Below are 19,924 nucleotides of genomic sequence, written 5' to 3'. Positions count from 1 at the left end.
GCGTACCGAGGAGAGGTGTGAAGAAGTGAGGCGACCTTCACTTCTTCACACCCTTCACAAGCAGGTTCATCAGGTCGCAACCTCGCGGCAGGCGGGTGCCGGCGCGGGTGGCTTCGGGTTCGCTGTAGTGGGTGGCATTGTCCTGGGGAACATTCGTGCCACACAGCGCGAAGGGCGAATAGCCGTGGCTGTGCGTTTTTGTCCGCAGAAATGTGGGGTGATCGGGGCAGACGAGCAGGCGGTATTCGCCCTGTGATTTCAGATATTCATGCACAGGACCCACAATGTGCCGGTCAATTTCTTCGAGGGCTTTCACCTTTTCGAAGGCGTGGCCCTCATGTGATGCTTCGTCCGTCGCTTCGACATGCACGACCATCAACTCGACGCCGTTTTTCAAAGCGTCAATCGCATAGCGGCCTTTGGCTGCATAATCGGTATCAAGATACCCAGTGGCCCCTGGCACTTCGATGACTTTCCAGCCGATCAATCGGCCAATGCCTCTTAATAGATCGACAGCGGTAATGACCGCCCCCTGAGGGCCATACTTACTGGTGAAGGCTTCAAGAGCGGGCCTCTGGCCTTGTCCCCATAACCAGATTTGCGTGGCGGCATTGTCGCCGCGTGCCCGATTGGCGGGGTGCTTCGCACAGAAGTCGCGACTCCACTCCATCAGCCTGAGCAGTTCATCGGCACCCTGACCTTGCGGCAAATGCGGCGCAATTGGCTGATCGGTGACATCGTGGGGCGGAGTGGTGGATGTTGTTTTATCGAAAGGTGCCGTTCTGCCCGCACCGCGGAAGATCAGCAGATTGCGGTAGCTCACTCCGGGAAAAAATTCCCAGGGGGTATTTGCAGGAAGTGCAGCCTGCATCTCTTTTAAAAGTGAAGCTGCTACATCAGTGGGAATCTGTCCGGCTGTAAAGCTTTTCATCAGGCCATCATGGGTTGTGACGAGATTACAACGGACTGCCCAATCCTCCGGCCCGAGCGTAATCCCTTGAGCAGCGGCTTCGAGAGGTGCCCGACCGGTATGAAAAAGCAGTGGGTCATACCCAAAGAGGCTCATGGTGCCGACATCACTCCCGGAGGGCATCGGCAGCGGGACATGATCGGCTTCTCCCACCATTCCTTGGGCAGCGACAGCATCCATGTGAGGAATATGGGCCGCTTCGAGAGGGGTTTTTCCCTTGAGGATCGGCTGGGGTTCATCGGCACAGCCATCGGGAATCACCAGCACCAGTTTCATGGGATCGCTTTCGTGGAATCATGTCGAAATGCAGAAAATTGCCACCAGCAGATGCTGTGATTGGTCGAATTCGGCCAGAGAACTCCGGGAGTCTCTTCGCGGCAGCACTTTTGGTGGCTATAATTTGGTGCAGTGTAGCCGAAGAGAGGAAATGTATGCGACTGAGGCCTCTGGTTTCATCATCGATTGGTGTACGCCGTTTGCGCTGGAAAACGCTGCTGGCGGTGGCAGTCTGTGAAGTTCTGCGTTCTTCATCGGTTTGGGCATGTCCTTCGTGCAAGCTGCTGGCAGACCAGCAGAGTGAACAGCCTCGTGCTTACATGCTGAGTGTCTTTTTCATGCTGGGAATGATCGGCGCTGTTTGTGGAACAGTCATCTTTGTGCTGTACCGCTTGCACAAATACGAGCGCCTGCAACTGGAAGAAGCGGGCTATTATCACTTGTTCGACAATGCAGCCAGCCCTGCCCCCGCTCACGAAGCGACTGATCGTTGAGCGGCGAAACGTTGTGATGGCCCGGTTGGAGAAGGCTGGAATCCAGAGAATTGACGGATAGCTCATGCACTCACAGGTCTCATTGAACCATCGAGCTTTCCGGAGAATTCGCAGCGAATTTTCCCCATGGGCCATGCGGCTGATTGGATGGATCGTCATTCTGTTTGTGGGAGCAATCCCCAGTGCCACCGTGACAAATGGCGCGGAATTGACGGCTGCCCGCGTGCTGGAATCGATTGATGCAGGGCGGGAGTTTCTTTTAACCCGGCAAAAGCAGGATGGCTCGTTTGATGCGGGGAACAACCTGGGACATCGCTCGGGGGTTTCCGCCTTGTGCACTCTCGCCTTGCTGAACAGCGGGATGGAAGCCAACCATCCACAAATTCGTAAAGCTCTCCAGTATCTCAGGCGTCTTCCGGAAGATGAAATCTCCCAGACGTACGATATCTCGCTGGTGATTATGGCATTGGTCGCTGCGAAAGATTCCAGCACCAACGATCTCCCCCGGATCGCACGGCTGGCCAGCCGATTAGAAAGCTGGCAGATCCGCGAAGGGAACAGCGGGTCGTGGACTTACAGTTCGCCAGGTGGCGGGATCAACCTGGGAGGTGATCGCAGTAACGCTCAATATGCAGTACTGGGTTTGCGCGAAGCAGCTGAAGCGGGCGTTGAGATTGATCGCAAAACGTGGGAACGCATTCGCACCCACTGGACGAGTCAGCAGAACCCGGATGGTGGCTGGAATTATTCCTCTGATGGCCAGAGCACAGGGAGTATGACCGTCGCTGGTGTCGCCACGCTCTCGATTGTGGAACAAATGCTGGTGGAAGATCGAAAAATTGGGCCCGATGGTTCGCCACCTTGTTGTGAACCGGCTCAGCCCAACGAAGCTCTTGATCGAGGGTTAAGGTGGCTGGCCAATCGATTTACACCGCTTCAAAACCCCGGATCGGGAACATGGTTGCTCTACTATCTTTACGGCGTCGAACGCGCTGGCCGGTTGAGTGGACAACGTTTTTTTGGCCAGCATGACTGGTACCGCGAAGGTGCCGAAGTGCTGCTCAAGGTGCAGAACCAAAGGACAGGGGCGTGGGTCGGCGTGGGGTTGTATGAATCGGAACCAACCGTGGCTTCTGCGTTTGCACTGCTGTTCCTATCGAAGGGTCTGGCACCCGTGCTGGTGAACAAGCTCAAGTATGGGCCACCGAACCCGAATCGACCCGGACATACCTTAACCGACGATTGGAATCGACATCCACGCGATGCCCGCAATCTCACGGAGTATCTGAGTGGTCGGCCGTTATGGCCCAAATTGCTCACTGCTCAGGAAGTCGATCTTTCAAAAGCTGTCGCTGCCAAATCGGTGGCAGCGCTGGCACAGGCTCCCGTTTTATACATCACCGGCCAGGATGCTCTCGATTTGACAGATGCCGAAATCGCCCTGCTCAAAGAGTATGTCGAGCAGGGAGGCTTTATTCTGGGAGTTGCCGGTTGCCAGAGTGCGCGATTCGAAGAAAGCTTTCGCGAACTGACACCGCGATTGTTCCCGCCCGGCGAAGGTGTGCTCAAAAAACTTTCCTTTGATCATCCCGTCTTTCGTAGCGAGTTTCTGCTTGATCCGGAAGGCTTGGAACTCTGGGGCGTTGATGCTGGCTGCCGCACACCAGTGATCTTCTGCCCTGAAGATATCGGCTGTTTGTGGCATTACTGGAGCCGGTTGGAGTCGGCGAACCGCAATCCGAATCTTCGAGCCAAAGTGATTCGTGCGACCCAGATTGGTACGAATATCATTGCCTATGCCACCGGTCGCGAACCACCGAATAAGCTGGATTCGCAGGAACTGGCGAATCTCAGCTCGAAAACAGATCGTATTGAGCGTTCCTTCCTGCAGATTGCCCGTATCCAGCATGCCGGTCAGTGGGATGCAGCACCGGCGGCCGTGCGAAACCTGCTCACGGCGCTTGATCAATCGGCAGGGATCGGGACCAATCCCAAGATCCGTCATTTGCCACTTTCCGATACCAATCTGTATCGCTATCCGCTGGTGTACATGCATGGACGTTCGACCTTCGAACTTTCATCTGCGGAAATTGAAGGTCTGCGAACGTATCTCTCTCGCGGTGGTGTCCTGCTGGCTGATGCCTGCTGTGGAGCCAAGGGCTTTGATGAATCGTTCCGCGCAGCGATGAAAAAAGCCTTTCCGGCAACACCTCTCACGCGCATTCCAGTAACTCACGAAGTCTTCTCGGCGAAATCTGGCCAGGATGTCACTCGCATACGTCGGCGGGTCAACTCTTCTCAGCCAGGTCAGGCAGTAAAATCGCAAGTGCTTGAAGGTGAGCCTTACCTCGAAGCGATCGAGATTGATGGACGACTGGCAGTGATTTACAGCAAGTACGACATCAGTTGCGCCTTGGAACGGCAATCGACCGTCAGTTGCGAAGGCTATCTGCCAGAGGATGCCGTCAAGCTGGCGATCAATCTTGTCATTCATGCCCTGTCACAGGAGGTTCCCTTACCTCCCGAACTGGCCAATCCAGCACCATAACCGAATCAAGCCGTAGTCGATTACCTCTTCTCAGATCGAGTGAAATCGTCGCCTCAATCCGTTTCGCGAGGGATGCGACCGAAGGCAATTTTGTTCTCCATATGCTGGCGGTAGTTGTGAACTGAGCCGACATAAACCTTCGAGGGGCCCCATTGCAGGTTGATTCGATCCATCGCTTGCGAAACCCGCTGTCGCTTCTGGACTTCGTCGAATAAGGGTCTGGAAATTTGAGTCGCCAGAACGAGCCCAGAAACTGAAACTTCGACTTGCCTGGGGGGCGCACTTCCCGGTTTGCGGGTCTGCCAGAGATCTTCAAAAGCTCTCATCAGCGTGTGAGTATCGTCGACCCCGGGCAAGCCAACTTCCAGCCTCGTCTCTCGGCTGCGTGTATCCTTCACCCTCAGATGCAAGGCGTTCGCAATGTAGCCACTCTGCCGGAGTCTCTGGCCCAGTTTGCAGACCAGCCGCTGGAGAATACCGTGAGCACCGGCCTCGGTTCGAAAGGCAGGATCGAGCACGTTGCCGTGACTCATTATGCGACGCCGGGTGAGTTGCTCGGGTTCATCTTCACCGTGGAAACCAGCCCACCAGCGTGCCCCGGTGACGGAACCCCAGATTCGAATGGCTTCATCCCGGCTGATGTTCCACAAATCCCGCACTGAGCGAATGTTGTGCAGCTCCAGCCGAGCCAGCATCCCTTTGCCAATCCCGGTTAATTTCGATAGCGGTAAGTGTTCGAGTCGGCCAGGAAGATCGGCTGCCGAGAGAATGGTCAAACCATCCGGCTTTTCGAGCCCGCAGGCAATTTTGGCCAGCAACCGGGAAGGAGCAATCCCGATCGAACATGTCAGAAACGGACTGAAATCATGGGCGAGTTGCTGCTTCAGACGAAGTGCCAGACGATATGCCTCATCGGGGTGCTTGTATTCGGCTGTTAATCTGATGGTCCATTCGTCGATGGAATAGACCTTCTCGACGGGAGCAATTTTGTCGATACTGCGGAGAATCGCTCGATGAACTTCGACGTAGGTCGCGGGACGAGCCTTGATCAGGACAAGACCGGGGCAGATCTCTCGGGCGTCGCGCACTTTCGTCCCTGTTTTGGCGCCATGTCTTTTCGCTTCATAACTGGCAGCGATTAGAGAAGTATAGTCCGATTCCACCGGCACAATCCCCACGGGTAACCCACGAAGTTCGGGCCGCAAATGCTGTTCGACAGATGCAAAGAAGGAGTCCATGTCAGTCATCAGCCAGTTCATGCCCCACCCTTCGCCGGCTTGTGAAGTTCACGCTTGACCAGTATAGTGTACGCACGCTTCATTCATCGGCAAGAGCATGTACGCAATTTCAGATCATTTTGCCAAAGATCGCTGCGGGCGAGGGAATTTCAGTCTGTTTGGGAGATGGAAGCTCTGCTGAAAGACGGATTTTTACGTTGCTGATGGAAAGGAATCCGGAGATGTGGGGAACTTCGTGGGGGGAACGAGCGCATACTTTCTGGCTCGTCGTCGCGGGTTGTGTGATGGCAAGCGTGTTTGCCAATCGAAGCAATGCCCGAAGTGAAGAGCCTGTGAGACGAGCGAATTCCATCAGGAAGGGAGTCGTCTCGGCACTCGATCTCGAAAATGCTCCCAAGAAAATTTTTCTTAAGGAGTTCCAACATGTGCTAGCTCGGCGTGCGAATTCCGGGAATCGAGTGATCGAGTTTACCCGCTTCAATTACGACACAGTTTTTGAGAGGCAAAGCTGCGAACATGGAGTGCTGGCAGTGGTTGGACCGGATAATTGGATCATGGCGACTCGGCCCGTCGATTACACCGCTTCACAGATCAGACTTCGTAAAGGATGTCGTGGCGAGGCGTATCAGGTCGAGAAAAAAAAACCTGAGTTTCTAAGTTTCGGAAGTGATCACGTCTTCATTGCAGCCCCTGAAACTCAAGAATGCTCGTTCGTTTCAAAAACGGGGGGGCTTCTATGCATTCCTTATTTACTTCGAGACATCGAGCAGCCTCACATTACCTTACTGACCTGGCCATGGCCCGACGATGACGTTTTGCTCGAATGTTATGTCAACAGGTGGGACTGGAGAATCAGCGATGTGAACGAATCGAGAATTCGCTTTCATGCCGAAAGGCGATATGCCGAGCCTGTGGCTTGCTGGAAGGCCATCGAACTCATCGTCGATCGAACGGCTCACCGGATCGAGGCTTTAAAACTTGTGAGTTATTATGATTCGAGAGAAGTGGTCTATGTTGTTTCCGGTGAGTCAAGGAACATTAATTTTTCACGGTATCCATTTCTAGAAAAATTTGAGAAACCACTTTCGCGACGGAACCTTCCTTCAGAGGAAGACTTTTTGAAAGCTGGCTACAGGATCATCACTTTGCCTGAGGTGAGTCAAACCTCTGTCTCTGCACTCGAACCGGCGAATGTCTCGACAGCAGTTTCTCTGCCCGCATATGTTCGATCGTGTCTGAACGCAAGTGCCGCTGGTCAGTCCATGGCAATCACAGTGCTACATTGTCTTCTGAGATCCGAATAAGCATGCGCGGTGTGGCCAGGAGGTCGCGTTTGGCGGCCATTTCCCGGGGCCAAATCAACCATCCGGGCTGAAAGTTCAAGTTTCCCTGACTCCCAACCGCCTCTAAAGATAAACAATTGACCACAGCACGCCTGTAGAGTTGTCGATTTCCCAAAATTCATGCATTTCGTCAGCGTTTGGGCAAATGCACACCGCAGGGTTGAAGAGGATTTTACCGGTTGAAACGATTGTGCCAGCGGAAATCAGGGTGATCGTCGGATGGCCGTTCGATCAAGAATTTGCCCTGAGATTGGCACATAACCTGCATTTCAGTGGGAATGTGAGACAGGAACAGACAGATTGTGGCGAACTTCAACAGGTGATGCGGCTTTCCCGAACAGTTTGCAGCAAGTTGCAGCGATGGCGAGAAAGTCGGTGTAAAATCTTCTAAGGCAAGCCTTTTCAGATCGACACCTGATCGCGGAAACCACATAATTTGTTGAGAAGTCCAAGGCATTCTGGCACGATCTTGCAGAATGACGCGAAACTCACCTGTCGTCATGATTCAGAGATTTTCCAGAGGTTCAACCCAGGGATCCAGGGCAAGCCAAAACGAGCGGATGATTCCGCTCACTGGCATGCCGATTGAAACTCTGGAAGAACCTGGAAAGCCTCGATCTATCAAGCCTATCAACCCGAACCATCACCCAGTTCTTGCAGATCAGAAAGTGGAGACCCGTCAATGAAAGCCCTTCGCCCCACCTGTTTTCGTTCTGGTGGCGCCGCTCGCCCCGGATTTACGCTGATTGAACTCCTGGTGGTGATCGCCATCATCACCACTCTGATCTCGCTGATCGCCCCGGCCGTTCAAGGTGCCCGCCGCGCAGCCCGCAAGCTGGAATGCCTGAACAATATGAAAAACCTCGGCATCGCGATGCACAACTTCGCCTCAGGCCGCGGCGGCAAGCTCCCACGTCTGGCCGAAGATCAGACCGTTACGACGACCTTCACAACTGCCGACCAGTCAACCTTCTCGGCACTTTCCCCGGCTGAGCAGCACACGTTGCGAGTCGGCTGGACCATGCAACTCCTGCCTGTCCTCGACAACGCTGCTCTCTATCGCTCAATTCAGAGTCGATCGGCGAAGTTCACGGGTACAGGCGGGCCATATGCTGTTCTCAGTACCAATGAACGCACCTGGCTGCCATTCTTCACCTGCCCTGATGACCTCGTCAACCACCGTAAGGCACTGGGTCTTTCGTATGTGGTCAACTCCGGCATTGCCGCGGATGAAAACTGGGGCTTGGTTACTGATAACACCTCGGACCCAGCCGGTGGACACAGTTCGGCTTCAATCAGTTGGGGAGACGCGACACTTACCGCTGCCAGTACGAACGACCGCAATATTGGTAAGTCAACAGGGGTGATCTGGCGTGATACCGATATGACTCTGGATTTTGTGGGGACTGGCGATGGTACGGAAAACACCATGATGATTGCTGAAAACCTAAATTCTGATAACTGGGCTTCGGGCAACACCTGGGATCTGGCTTTCGCTGCGAAAGTGGGAAGCACCGGCTGGGCCCCTGCAACCTCACCTGCCTTTGTACAAGGGGCTGCTCCTTTTGGTGTTGGAAACATGGCCGCGAATACAAGTTCACCAGTCGGTGATTCACGACCTGGGGCTCCTGTCGTTGATAATACACGCAAGGCTCCACGTCCCAGCTCCAATCACGGTGGCAGCATTAACGTGGTCATGGTCAGCGGAGCTGGCCGATCGATTGCCGACACCATTGATCAGCGGGTCTACCTGAAGCTGCTCACCTCCAACGGCCAGCAGTACGGTGAAACCACTCTCAACAGCAGCGACTTCTAATTGGCCTTGAGTTGACTCTCTTTGCGAGAATTCAATTTCTGAAATTCGCAGCGTCAACTTGATGAACACACAGAGGGTGATCAGCATTCAACGGCTGATCACCCTCTGTTTTTTATGTCGGTTGAAGTACAGATCACGGATTTGAACACGTGTTGGGCCATGCTTGCGGCTCTAAGCTGTCGACGACGCACTACTGCCACCCAAGGGTGGCCCGGCCCACTCATGCCCAGGTTTCCTAAACAGGTTTTCGTGCCAAGTCACGACAACAAAAGCGCCTCCATGCGCATACCCTGCCACCACTCTCGACCTTATCTTGGGTGACACGCCATTGAAGCCACAAACATCAAAACAGTGCGAAAGGGCATAATGTTTACCGGAGTGGCATAAGTCGCGATGGAGATGACTGAATATCAGACGCCAGAAGATCGTGTTTATGGCCGACCGCGTTTCGGCTGATCTGGTCTCCCTCCGCCTGGACTGCCACGCGGGCGTTCCGCCTGGGGGTCGTAATGGGGATTGGGACCTGGTGGCATGGATGCGTTAGTTTTCTCTTGCCAGGCCCGTAGTGTTTTCGCGAGTGCAGCGGCCTTGTTTGGCATCACCATAGCCAGGTTCTTTTCTTCATTCGGATCGTTTTTCAGATTGAACAGTTCGACTCGCCCTCCATCTTCAAAGAACTCAATCAGCTTGAAGTTTCCTTCTCGCATGGCACTTGAAGGAGTCGCTTTACCGACATAGCACGGGAAGTGCCAGAAGAGTTGATCGCGGCCGAGCGTTACATCGCCTTGCAGGAGTGGGACGAGACTGACCCCGTCGATCAATTGTCCTTCAGGCGGGTTGATACCTGCCAGTTCGTGCAGCGTCGGATAAAAGTCAACGCTCGACACCGGCACATCGCATCTGCTGCCTGGATTCTTGACTCCTGGTCCTGTGACAACCAGCGGGACACGAAGACCACCTTCATAGAGTTCGCCTTTGCCGCCTCTTAACGGCGGAGTGTATTGCTGGGTGCCGCCATTATCTGAAGTAAAGATTACGAACGTGTTGTCAGAGAGACCTAACTTCGAAAGGTGATCCATGATTCGCCCCACGTTCTGATCGACGGCCTCGATCGTCGCTGCACATGCAGGGTCGTCGCGGCGATCGTTACTCGCTGCCGCCTTTCGCTTGTATTTCGCCAACAGATCCGGCTTGGGATTGAATGGTGCATGGATGGCATGATCGGGAAGATAAACGAAGAATGGCTGCTCGCGATGCTCGTCCACAAACTTGAGAACTTCATCAGTCAATCGATCACTCAGGTAGTTCTTGTCATCATCGAAATACTCGTCTTTGCCGAAGCCAAGGTTTTCTGGAAAGACGACTTTCTGGAAACCCTGACCGCCTGGTGTCACTGGCCCGGTGCGACCGCGTCCCAGATTCCACATGCCGAAGAATGCGGTCGCATAGCCCCCATCGCGTAGTGCTTCGGCAATGGTGACAACGTGCGTATCGAGCTCTGATTTGCTTTCCGCTGCCTGCCACTTGTGCCAGGGCGCACCAGGTGGCTGTCTGGGATCGACGACGGTATAGATGCCGTGTCTGGGCGTGTACTGGCCCGACATCAGACATGCACGCGTCGGGGCACAGTTGGGAGCGCTTGCATAGGCCTGAGTAAACATCAGGCCGGTCTTGGCCAAACGATCGATGTGGGGAGTCTCGACGAACTTGTTCCCCATGAAGCCCACGTCTCGCCAGCCCATGTCATCCATTAGAATGAGGATCATGTTTGGTGGCCGGCGGCTTTCAGCTGCTAACGAATCGGCATGAATCGGCAGCCAGGGCGTCAGGCAGAGGATTGCCGCCCACATGGTGAATTGTCTGAAGGATGTGGTCAGGAATGGCGCCATGATCGTCACCGAGCATCCTTCCGTTCATATTTGAAGTCGAGCGTTCCGGCGGCCAGCGTGATGTCCTTGACTGCCGCGAGCAGGTCGGCTCGTGACGCTTTTTCCGGAGCCAGGTCCAACCTGGATGACAGTGCATAGACTGTGATGTGGTACGTCTTGATGCCGGGGCCTTTCGAGCACATGGGGTCGTATTCTGCACGACGGCGATCGTTAATGCCCAGCATTCCTGCTGCTGGTGACCTCTGAGCGAGGCTCTGTGTTGTCGCGGGGATGTTATAGACGACCCAGTACGACTTCTCTTGATCCGGAGCTGTATGCCAGAGACTGACGGCAAACGACTTGGTTCCCTCGGGCGCGTCTTTCCAGGCAACAGCAGGTGTTTCGCGTTTCCCGTCACAGGTGCACTCGACCGATATGAAACCTTTTGCATCAACGGAGGAACTGGTCACCTTTAACTGGGGAAGTTTGGTGTTGGTTCGACTTGTGGCCTGGTTTGCTGGAGAGGCTTCGTCTTTAGGAGGAGGCGGAGGTCCTTCGTCACGAGGTGGACGCTGTCCATCACTGCGGGGCGGATTATCACGAGGCTGAGGCGGTGGTCGTCGCTCTCCGCTGACTGGGCCGCGCTGCCTTGGCGAGTAAGTTTCCTGAGTCGTCTTGCCATTCGTATCGACAAACACGAACTTCGCTGACCCATCATTTGAGAGGGTGTAACTGATGGTTCCCTTCGCCCCGCGCACATCATAGGTCAAGGTGTAATTGCCAGCCCTGGTTTCCTGGAATCCGGTGATCCTCGCATCTCGCAACGGGGGCAATGCCGGACGGAGTGGTTCCGCCCGCGGTTGCGGATCGACCTGACCATCACGTTCGGTCACAACCCCATAGAATCCACCATTGAGGTAAGGGTACTTCTTCGTCGCGTGATAGTGATAGTTTCCGCTGGCGTCTTTGTGGCCGTTGAGAGCATCGAGATTTTTGACGGGCGATCCATCCGGCTCTTCGTAGCCATAGATCGGGTAGCCGTCCAGCGCATAGGCGATGGGCTTCCCCTTGCCATTGGTCTTTTCCAGATGGACCGGTGCAATGTGATAGTGGTAATCGTCAGCCCGCCCACAGTGACCACCGAATTCATCCAACTCTCCGAACAGGTAGGCATCATCGCCCCGATTATTGAGCGGGTTGAAGATTGGAATGCCATTGACAGCGACGGCAATCGCTCCTCTCAGAAAGCGATTTTTAGCGATGGCAGGAGTCACAGCGGGGACGGGATGCAACGGAATCTGCCACGCGTTGTCGCCGACGTATTTCTGCGGCAACGGTACCTGCTGCTGCCAGGCTGTGATACCGACCATCATCTGATGATCCGGCATTCCATTCGATTCGACATAGAAGAAACGGTCGTCCCAGCGGGTCTGAATCGCCTTGAGGCCCACGAACGTCTCAAAGGCGTTAGCAATTTCAGGAACTTGCACACGCGCCACAATTTTCTCCTGCTTTCGATTTCCTGATTGTGCGAGGAGCACCTCCACCGGGAGATTTTCATTTCGGCGGCCAACCTGTTGAAGCGGGAACTCGTTGACAACGAATGGAAGGAATTCAACCACTTCATTGGGCTGTGAATTAAGCCAGGGTAAGTCGAGTCTTCGATGGATTACTGATTTCCCTTGAACAAGCCCATTCATCTCGGCAAGACGCCGGATTTCAGACATGCGCTGATCAATCCAGCTTTGATCATCGCTCCGCAGCAGCACGATGGGGATTGAAACCAATGAGTCGTCGTCTCGGCGGATCTGGACCAGGCCATCCCGCGCCATGACGAACGCCCCCTGTTCACGAAACGAGCCGGTCGAGGACGTCCAGGTGCGTTCTGAGGTGGCTGACTCTTGATTGGCAGCCGGCGATGACGTTTTGCGATGCGAATGGCCAGGATGAGCTAACACGATGGATCCCATGAATCCAACGGCAAACATCATGAACCCGACTTTGAGAAGAACATGCATATCAGCCTCCTGGAACATTTCTCGGAATCACCTGAAAGCGGGCTTATCAATTCGTGGTCGACTTGCCTGGCTTGTTCTTCCCACCACGTTCTTTCGGTTCAACAGGCTGATGGGGATCGAAGTTCGGGTTCGGCGACGGAAACTGCGCATCGACTTCGGCAAGGTATTTGTCGAGACGCTCACGGAGCTTTTTCGTCTCAGCGGGTCGTTGCGCCGCGAGGTCGTCGCGTTCGCCAATATCTTTTGAGAGATCGTACAACTCGTCGCGGTTGTCTTCGTAGAAATGCAACAGCTTCAGATCTCCAACGAAGATGGCTGAGTGCGGTGCATCCCCCTGATAATGCGGAAAGTGAAAGACGAGTTCCTCTCGCGGACGCTTCACTTCTCCCAGTCCAGCGGTCTTGAGAAGTGAAGCAATACTGCCTCCTTCAATTCCTTTCGGCATCTTGCCGGGAGCGATCCCCGCGAATTCGCAGAACGTGGGAAAGAGGTCGTAACCGACGACGCGCGTGTGACACCACGAATTCGGTTTCACACCCGGGCCACGCACGATGAAAGGAACACGAATTCCTCCTTCCCAGACGCCCCCTTTACCGCCGGCCAGGACTTTTTTGCCACCGCCAGCACCGTTGTCGGCCATGTAGATCACGTAGGTGGTTTCGAACAGGCCGAGTTGGTCAATAGCCTCCATGATGCGGCCCACCCCGGTATCGAGGTCTTCTGTGATGGCCGCTGTCGTGATCCGTTTTCGGTTCTCGCCTTTGAGTTGCCGTTCGTATTTGGTGAGCGTGGCCTGATTCGCATTCTCCGAGGCGTGAAGTGCGTTCCATGAGAGTTGAATAAAGAAAGGCTTTTTGACCTTGGCGTTCTTCTCCATGAATGCAGCCGCGCGATCGGCCATGCCAAAGATATCGACGGGGTTGGGGTCTTTGAACTGATAGGCGTTCTCGTTGCCAGTGTCACCGTCCGATTCGTCGAAACCGTGCTGTTCCGGACCCCCGCCGCCAATATGCCATTTGCCGTAGTGAGCGGTTGCATAACCGGCTTTGCGCAAGAGTTCACCAATTGTGGTTTCGTTCGCTGGGATGCTGCGGATGTTTCGTGGCTCCATCAATTTGTGCCCGGTCTCGGGTGGAGCGGCCTTCGTCCAGTGCAACGCAGCTGGACTTTTCCCAGTCATCAAACTGATACGCGTTGGAGAGCAGACCGAAGCGGGCGCATAACCGGCCGAGAATCTCATTCCTTGAGACGCGAGTTTCTCCAGATTCGGGGTGTGAAAGTCTGCTTCCTTCGAGCCTGATACATTAGGGTGCATCGCCACCGACAGGCCGTTCCACGCTTGATCATCCGAAAGCATGAAGACGATGTTGGGGCGATCGGATGCAACTCCCATTGTCTGCAGAAGTAGTAGAAGGATCGCAATCAGAACTCTCATCATCAGCAATCTCCTGGTGTGTACCATCAGCCGATGGGACGAACTCACCGTTTCGGTCTTTTGGGTGGCGAGTCCGGTACGACATTATTCAGATTCGAAAAGTCCGTCCGCGTCTTGCCATCTGGCGGCGACGTCACGACGTGGCGGAAAATGACTGTATTGTCGAGAGCAATATCCTGGGTCCAGATGAACTTCGCTCCCTTAAAATCATGCTCAAAATAGGACTGTTTCGGATCCACGACATCTTCCGGGTACTCTTTTGCCAGATCCCAGTTGCTGTCATCAAAATTGATGGCGTACCAGTCTTCTGGAATCGGAAGATTCTCGACGCGCGGGTTCCTTGTATCCCGGTTAATGGGCCCCCAGGAGTACCTCTTCGCCTTCCACTTCCCATTCGTGACTGTGCCATCACCGAATTTCAACACGAAGCCCGCGTCACCAATATTCGTATTGGCATATTCCATCCCGGTCTTCGGATCGGCATTGTCCCTGGCCATGACTGCGATCGTCATCGGGTAGCTGGGCAGAATATCGACCGAGACCACGTTGTGCGGAATGAACTTGATCGAATCAACGGCAACAAGTTCGCCGTTGATGTAGAGCATGAACCAGTTGTCGGCGTAAACACTTGCTTTGATCGTGTCGCTGATCTGTGGCTTTCGAGGTTTACCGGCAGAAGGGTAGTTTCGATCCTGCCCAAAACTCCAGGCGGCGAACAAAGTCAGCGGTAGTAACAACCAGATCATTTTCTTCATGGAATTACTCCACCTCCACAACGCGATCTGACGCATGGTGTGATTGGTGATCAAAGAAAGTGGGTCCCAGAGGGCGTTCTTCTTCTTGAGTAAGCCGCACTGTGAGATGCTCAGGACCGTAAGGCATTTCAATAAAACGAAGTTGGTGAATCTGCCCAGTAGGAACAGAGTAAGTAATCTCAACCCGCTGCGGCCCACGGTGGCCACGCTTCTTCACTGCGACAAGTAGCCGGGTCGGCAGGTCTTTTCCCGCCGAATCGTCGTCATTCTCAATTGGCAACAGTTGGATATCGTAGGCGTTCTGTAACTGGGCCAATCCCCGTTCGATCTGAATCAGCGGAAAATCATGTTCATGGCCCGGCAGATCCCGGTTGAATCGAGTCAGGTCATTACTGATCCGAACGGGGCCATCTGGCCGCACCGCCCAACTCGTCTGACCATTGCTCCCGGTTACAAACTGCTGTCCGCCTGCCATTTGACGAATCAGCACGAACTGGTTGCCCTTTCTGACGTGCAGAACGGCACCATCCAGGGGAGGCTTCGGAGGGCGATTGCCGTCGATCACGGGTTGCCGTTTTCGACGTGGAGTGGGTGCTTCTTCGACCGAGATGCGATACGTCCTGTCGTGTTCGGTCTCTTGAGCCGAGATCAACCGTTTGAGTTCTGTAGACGCCACTGCCGAAGTCTTACCGACTTCCAATGACATGAGAAACAACGCGACGAATGCTGCCATGACGCCACAGGCGATAATCAAGGATCGCCGGATCCACCGAGTTTCTGGGGGAACCGGGCAGGATTGAGGTCGCGGTAAGGGTCGTGTGATCGAGATCGCCATCTGCTCACCGCGCAGGCGGTCGTGGAGCAACACGATTCGAGCGAATTCCCTGGCATGATCTGGCGATGAGCGTAACCAGTCCTGTAAATCGCGATGTTCGTTCTCGGTCAGCAGATCATCGAGGTATCGAGAGATAAGTTCATCGGGATCGCACGTCATGGCATTCCCTTTTCGAAGGTGACTTTACGCTCAATACATGCTCTTAGTTGATCACGTATTCGCTGAAGTGCCTTGGCGACTGAATTGCCGGACATACCCAGTGATTCGGCAATCGCCGCTGGCTTCAGATCGCGACCATACCGAAGTTCGCAGAGTTCGCGGGCTCGACCCTCGAGTTGATCGAGACAGCCCCGCAGAAATCCGAGGGATGGCGACTGTTCCGGAAACGTCTCCTCAAAAGCCGCCGCTAACTGAACCAGTACATCTTCGTCAAACACCAGTCGATCGCGTTGAACACGTCTGAAGTACAAGCGGACTTGATTCTGGGCGATCCCCATCGCCCAGGCGACGAATGGCCGCTGAGGATCATAGCGATCAAAAGATTCCATTACCGCGACGGCTGTTTCCTGCAGAACGTCGTCCCGCGCTGTAAAGTCTCGCACTGCCGAAACGACAAACGCCGACACGACCGGTTGTGCCAGAGTCCAAAGTCGCGTGGCTTGTCGTGTGCGATCGTCCAAGTGGCCTCCAATTCTCTCACTATGGTTTCTTAACCGAACAGGAGAAATCGTGACCAGAATTCGTAAAGTTCTGCAAAAATAAAATTGCTTGCAAATGATTTGCAGCAAATCCAGTCGCCATGTTCCGTGAGAACAGCATGGATGAACGATCGGGCCACATGACAGTTGGTGCAATCGCTGCCGGGTGGGACGGGTCAACTGTAGTCGCAATCGACGACTTTCACCTTGATCCGGAATGAACAGGCGAGCTTGTCTGGCCGAATCATTCCACAGCGAGTCGGTAACCAACTCCTTGTTCTGTCAGGATGTATCGGGGTCGGGCCGGATCGTCTTCGAGCTTCCGTCGCATGCTGGCGATGAAGACCCGCAGGTAATGGTTCTCCTGCGAGTCCTGCGGTCCCCACACTTCACGCAGCAGAAACCGATGCGTCAGCACTTTCCCGGCGTGCTTGATCATCGTCACCAGAAGCTTGTATTCGAGCGGCGTCAGATGAACCTCTTTGTCGCTGCGGTAAACGAGCCGGGCTGCCAGATCGACACGAAGAGCACCAATTGTGGCAGTCGTTGCCTCAGGCCCGACTCGGTGAGCATGACGCATCGCCGTTCGCATGCGGGCGAGAAGCTCTCCGATGCCAAACGGCTTGGTCACGTAGTCATCGGCACCGCTGTCGAGTGCCTTGATCTTCTGTGTTTCCTGGTCCCGTGCGGAGAGGATGATCACAGGTGGCGTGTACCATTCCCGAAGCCGCTTGAGCACGTCTTGTCCATCGAGGTCGGGAAGACCCAGATCAAGAATCACCAGATCGGGCGGTTGGGTCGACGCCATCCGCAAACCTTCTTCACCGGTCACCGCTTCACTGACCCGATAGCCCTCGTTTGATAACGATGCTTTGAGGAACCGGCGAATCGGTTGCTCATCTTCGATGATCAGTATGTGATGGCCGTTGGCTTGCATTGCTCTATTCTACCACGACTTGCGGTGCATCTTTCGAAACCGGTAAACGGATCACGAATTCGGCACCGCCACCGGGTCGGTTGGCGGCGACGAGAGTGCCGCCGTGGGCCTTGATGATCGCCCGGCAGATGGCGAGTCCAAGACCGCTGCCCCGACCTCCATCTGCTGTTGGTGACGCTCGATAGAACTTGTCGAAGATTCGCTCCTCGGCACCGGCGGGCAGTCCCGGCCCAAGATCCGAAATGGCGATCCGCATGTGCTCACCATCGAGTGCCGCCCGGATTGTCACTTTCGTTCCTTCCGGTGTATAACGCGCCGCATTCTCGAAAAGATTGACAAACACCTGTTCCATCAGCAATCCATCGACGTACAGGAGCGGCAATTCGCTTGAGAGTTGGACAGCAACTTCATGCTGGGCCAGTTCTCGACGAGTGCGATGAAGTGCCGAGCCAACCAGTTCTTCCAAGACGTGCCATTGGCAAAGAGGAGTTGCTGCCCCTGCATCCAGCTTCGACATCTGAAGGATGTTTTCGAGCAAACGATTAAGACGGGCCGCTTCATCCGCCACAGTTTCAAGCAACTGACGGCGTGTCTCTTCGTCCAGCGATGTGGCTTCCAACAAGCTGCTGCTGGCCCCGGCAATGGCTGCCAGGGGAGTTTTGAGGTCGTGAGACACGCTACTGAGCAGGCTGCTCCGGACTTGTTCGGCTTCCGCCTGAATGCGAGCGTTTGCGGCCTCGATCGCGAGTTGGTCTCGTTCCAGTGCCAATGCCAATTGATTCGCACACGCATCCAGAAGACGTCGGAATTCGGGGTCGAGCAATCGCTCGGTGTCTGGCACTCGAATGGCAATCGCACCGTGGGTGCCTTGTGAGCCGGTCAATGGGAAGAACAGAGCCGCGGCATTGGGAAGTGTGTTCGTACCTGCCCCTGCCAACTGATCATGTTCAATGACCCACTGTGCCACCGGCAGGCTCACGACGTGTCTGGCGATTATGGTGTCATTCCCGAAAGCAAGTTCCGGCGGGCCGGATGGCTGACGCAAGTAGATCGCCACTTCACCGCCCAGCATCTCGGCCACTTTGCCACCCGCCGCTCCGACGAGAAACACTTTCCCGTACAAAGAACTCAGTTGCTTACCCAGTTCGTAGAGCGAGGAAGTCCGTCGTTCTCGCAGGCGGGTGTTCTCGATCTGTGACCGTAGTCGAGATGTCAGCGTGCTGATCACGAGTCCGATCACCAGCATGACCACAAACGTAACAACATACTGCGTATCGGCAACGGCAAACGTGTGGAACGGTGGGACGAAGAAGAAATCGAAAACCAGCACGGCCAGCACACTCGCAAACACGGCCGGCCCCCGGCCATAACGGAAGGCAGTCCAGGCGACTGCCGCCAGGAATAACATCACTGTGTTCGCCTCGGCGTCGGCGAGATGCAGAAAACGAAGTCCGTAGGCGAGTAACCCGGTCAGACTGACGAGTCCAATCGCACAGAAGTAGGGGAGCTTTTTGATAGTCGCAGTTGTTCGTGTGGGAACGTGTGCGGTTTTCTCTTCCACGCCGCGAATGACATACACGTCGATGTCGCCGCTCTTCTCAAGGACATCATCCACGACGGTGCCAATGAGCAGTCGCCGCCAGCGAGGCTGATTCGTCTTGCCAATTAGAATTTTGGTGACGTTGCGGGAACGGGCATAGTCGAGAATCGTTTCTGTGAAGTCTTGCCCGGCCAGTGTGACCGTTTCCGCGCCCAGCCGTTCGGCGAGGCGGAAATGCTGGCTGACCTGCTGCTTTCGAGGGCTGCTGGCTGGTTCGCCGGTGAGATCAACAGAGACCGCCAGCCAAGGTGCATCAAGAGCCGCCGCCATCCTCCTGGCAGTGCGAATGACACGGGCGGTCGTGGGACTGGGCCCCACGCAGACCAGCAGTCGCTCGGCAGTGGCCCACGGCTGGATTGCTGCTTTCTCCCGCCGAGCCGACTCAACATCAGTGTGAACGCGTCGAGCCGCCTGTCGCAGCGAAAGTTCCCTAAGTGCGGTGAGGTTCGACTTCTGGAAGAAGCTTTGAATTGCTCGTTGAGCCTGTTCGGAGACGTAGACCTTGCCTCCCTTGAGTCGGATTAGTAATTCTTCCGGTGTGATATCGACAAGTTCCAGATCGTCCGCCAGGTCGAAGACCCGGTCGGGAACAGTCTCTCGCACGGTGACGCCAGTGATCTGCCCGATCACGTCATTCAGGCTCTCAATGTGCTGAACATTCAGCGTTGTCCAGACATTGATCCCGGCATCGAGAAGCTCTTCGACATCTTGCCAGCGTTTCTCATGGCGACAGCCGACCGCGTTCGTATGGGCAAGTTCGTCGACCAGCAGCAGGTTGGGATTTCGAGCCAGAGCGGCATCGACATCGAAGTCGCGCAGCTTCACGCCTCGATATTCATGCTCCCGCAGCGGAAGAACTTCAAGACCAGCGAGCAATGCCTCCGTTTCCGGGCGACCGTGCGGTTCGACATAACCGACGACGACCTCACGCCCAGCCGTTTTCGCTCGCTGAGCATTTTCCAGCATCGTATAGGTTTTCCCGACACCGGCAGCGTAGCCGAAGAATACTTTGAGCGAGCCTCGTGTGGACTCGGTATCTTCGGCCTGTACCCTGGCCAGGAGATCATCAGGATTAGGACGAGCATCAGGCATG

General features: G+C 55.0%; 15 protein-coding genes. 4 read left to right on the top strand and 11 right to left on the bottom strand.

Annotation, left to right across the window (positions count from 1 at the left end; all coding sequences use genetic code 11):
* Nucleotides 1–37: 37 nt before the first annotated feature.
* On the bottom strand, nucleotides 38–1,246 hold the full coding sequence (locus A6X21_RS05125; protein ID WP_068846446.1) for a cofactor-independent phosphoglycerate mutase: 1,209 nt from the start codon (nucleotides 1,244–1,246) through the stop codon (nucleotides 38–40).
* Nucleotides 1,247–1,401: 155 nt separating this feature from the next.
* On the opposite strand from A6X21_RS05125, the gene A6X21_RS05120 reads away from it, so the two are divergent.
* Nucleotides 1,402–1,740 (top strand): hypothetical protein, encoded by a 339-nt coding sequence (locus tag A6X21_RS05120; RefSeq protein ID WP_068846444.1) that lies wholly within the window; start codon nucleotides 1,402–1,404, stop codon nucleotides 1,738–1,740.
* Nucleotides 1,741–1,804: 64 nt separating this feature from the next.
* Entirely contained in the window at nucleotides 1,805–4,288 is a 2,484-nt protein-coding gene (locus A6X21_RS05115) for a DUF4159 domain-containing protein (protein ID WP_068846442.1), read from the top strand.
* Nucleotides 4,289–4,341: 53 nt separating this feature from the next.
* Here the strand turns inward: A6X21_RS05115 and A6X21_RS05110 are convergent, their stop codons facing one another.
* A complete protein-coding gene (locus A6X21_RS05110; protein WP_068846440.1) occupies nucleotides 4,342–5,547 on the bottom strand; it encodes a Y-family DNA polymerase in 1,206 nt (401 codons plus the stop codon).
* Between the two features lie 200 nt (nucleotides 5,548–5,747).
* On the opposite strand from A6X21_RS05110, the gene A6X21_RS05105 reads away from it, so the two are divergent.
* On the top strand, nucleotides 5,748–6,830 hold the full coding sequence (locus A6X21_RS05105; RefSeq protein ID WP_068846438.1) for a hypothetical protein: 1,083 nt from the start codon (nucleotides 5,748–5,750) through the stop codon (nucleotides 6,828–6,830).
* Nucleotides 6,831–7,041: 211 nt separating this feature from the next.
* Here the strand turns inward: A6X21_RS05105 and A6X21_RS05100 are convergent, their stop codons facing one another.
* Nucleotides 7,042–7,371 carry a hypothetical protein gene (locus A6X21_RS05100; protein ID WP_068846436.1) on the bottom strand — a complete coding sequence of 110 codons (330 nt, stop codon included), beginning with the start codon at nucleotides 7,369–7,371 and terminating at the stop codon, nucleotides 7,042–7,044.
* A gap of 180 nt (nucleotides 7,372–7,551) precedes the next feature.
* On the opposite strand from A6X21_RS05100, the gene A6X21_RS05090 reads away from it, so the two are divergent.
* Nucleotides 7,552–8,685, top strand: a complete 1,134-nt coding sequence (locus A6X21_RS05090; RefSeq protein WP_068846432.1) for a DUF1559 family PulG-like putative transporter — start codon at nucleotides 7,552–7,554, stop codon at nucleotides 8,683–8,685.
* A 431-nt stretch (nucleotides 8,686–9,116) separates the two neighbouring features.
* Here the strand turns inward: A6X21_RS05090 and A6X21_RS05085 are convergent, their stop codons facing one another.
* From A6X21_RS05085 to A6X21_RS05050, 8 genes are all read right to left on the bottom strand, one after another.
* Nucleotides 9,117–10,574, bottom strand: a complete 1,458-nt coding sequence (locus tag A6X21_RS05085; protein ID WP_240490175.1) for a sulfatase — start codon at nucleotides 10,572–10,574, stop codon at nucleotides 9,117–9,119.
* Nucleotides 10,575–10,579: 5 nt separating this feature from the next.
* Nucleotides 10,580–12,571, bottom strand: a complete 1,992-nt coding sequence (locus A6X21_RS05080; RefSeq protein WP_068846615.1) for a YbhB/YbcL family Raf kinase inhibitor-like protein — start codon at nucleotides 12,569–12,571, stop codon at nucleotides 10,580–10,582.
* 46 nt (nucleotides 12,572–12,617) lie between these two features.
* Nucleotides 12,618–14,009, bottom strand: a complete 1,392-nt coding sequence (locus A6X21_RS05075) for a sulfatase (protein WP_240490167.1) — start codon at nucleotides 14,007–14,009, stop codon at nucleotides 12,618–12,620.
* Nucleotides 14,010–14,050: 41 nt separating this feature from the next.
* Nucleotides 14,051–14,761, bottom strand: coding sequence for a hypothetical protein (locus tag A6X21_RS05070; RefSeq protein WP_110766430.1), 711 nt, complete (start codon nucleotides 14,759–14,761; stop codon nucleotides 14,051–14,053).
* Nucleotides 14,762–14,765: 4 nt separating this feature from the next.
* Nucleotides 14,766–15,755 (bottom strand): anti-sigma factor family protein, encoded by a 990-nt coding sequence (locus A6X21_RS05065; protein WP_068846428.1) that lies wholly within the window; start codon nucleotides 15,753–15,755, stop codon nucleotides 14,766–14,768.
* A complete protein-coding gene (locus A6X21_RS05060) occupies nucleotides 15,752–16,276 on the bottom strand; it encodes a sigma-70 family RNA polymerase sigma factor (RefSeq protein WP_068846426.1) in 525 nt (174 codons plus the stop codon). Before A6X21_RS05060 ends, A6X21_RS05065 begins: the two co-directional genes overlap by 4 nt.
* Nucleotides 16,277–16,538: 262 nt before the next feature.
* The gene (locus A6X21_RS05055; protein WP_068846424.1) at nucleotides 16,539–17,231 is read right to left on the bottom strand and encodes a response regulator; all 693 of its coding nucleotides are present in this window, start codon (nucleotides 17,229–17,231) and stop codon (nucleotides 16,539–16,541) included.
* Between the two features lie 4 nt (nucleotides 17,232–17,235).
* On the bottom strand, nucleotides 17,236–19,923 hold the full coding sequence (locus A6X21_RS05050) for a DUF4118 domain-containing protein (protein WP_068846422.1): 2,688 nt from the start codon (nucleotides 19,921–19,923) through the stop codon (nucleotides 17,236–17,238).
* Between the last annotated feature and the right edge of the window lies 1 nt (nucleotide 19,924).

Source organism: Planctopirus hydrillae (assembly GCF_001707835.1).
Classification (GTDB): domain Bacteria; phylum Planctomycetota; class Planctomycetia; order Planctomycetales; family Planctomycetaceae; genus Planctopirus; species Planctopirus hydrillae.
This window is presented reverse-complemented; position numbering and strand designations above follow the sequence as displayed.

What these genes read in the sequence shown, in the direction of transcription:
- A6X21_RS05125 (WP_068846446.1), bottom strand. Translation starts at nt 1,246, where the DNA reads ATGAAACTGGTGCTGGTGATTCCCGATGGCTGTGCCGATGAACCCCAG.
- A6X21_RS05120 (WP_068846444.1), top strand. Translation starts at nt 1,402, where the DNA reads ATGCGACTGAGGCCTCTGGTTTCATCATCGATTGGTGTACGCCGTTTG.
- A6X21_RS05115 (WP_068846442.1), top strand. Translation starts at nt 1,805, where the DNA reads ATGCACTCACAGGTCTCATTGAACCATCGAGCTTTCCGGAGAATTCGC.
- A6X21_RS05110 (WP_068846440.1), bottom strand. Translation starts at nt 5,547, where the DNA reads ATGAACTGGCTGATGACTGACATGGACTCCTTCTTTGCATCTGTCGAA.
- A6X21_RS05105 (WP_068846438.1), top strand. Translation starts at nt 5,748, where the DNA reads ATGTGGGGAACTTCGTGGGGGGAACGAGCGCATACTTTCTGGCTCGTC.
- A6X21_RS05100 (WP_068846436.1), bottom strand. Translation starts at nt 7,371, where the DNA reads ATGACGACAGGTGAGTTTCGCGTCATTCTGCAAGATCGTGCCAGAATG.
- A6X21_RS05090 (WP_068846432.1), top strand. Translation starts at nt 7,552, where the DNA reads ATGAAAGCCCTTCGCCCCACCTGTTTTCGTTCTGGTGGCGCCGCTCGC.
- A6X21_RS05085 (WP_240490175.1), bottom strand. Translation starts at nt 10,574, where the DNA reads ATGGCGCCATTCCTGACCACATCCTTCAGACAATTCACCATGTGGGCG.
- A6X21_RS05080 (WP_068846615.1), bottom strand. Translation starts at nt 12,571, where the DNA reads ATGCATGTTCTTCTCAAAGTCGGGTTCATGATGTTTGCCGTTGGATTC.
- A6X21_RS05075 (WP_240490167.1), bottom strand. Translation starts at nt 14,009, where the DNA reads ATGATGAGAGTTCTGATTGCGATCCTTCTACTACTTCTGCAGACAATG.
- A6X21_RS05070 (WP_110766430.1), bottom strand. Translation starts at nt 14,761, where the DNA reads ATGAAGAAAATGATCTGGTTGTTACTACCGCTGACTTTGTTCGCCGCC.
- A6X21_RS05065 (WP_068846428.1), bottom strand. Translation starts at nt 15,755, where the DNA reads ATGACGTGCGATCCCGATGAACTTATCTCTCGATACCTCGATGATCTG.
- A6X21_RS05055 (WP_068846424.1), bottom strand. Translation starts at nt 17,231, where the DNA reads ATGCAAGCCAACGGCCATCACATACTGATCATCGAAGATGAGCAACCG.
- A6X21_RS05050 (WP_068846422.1), bottom strand. Translation starts at nt 19,923, where the DNA reads ATGCCTGATGCTCGTCCTAATCCTGATGATCTCCTGGCCAGGGTACAG.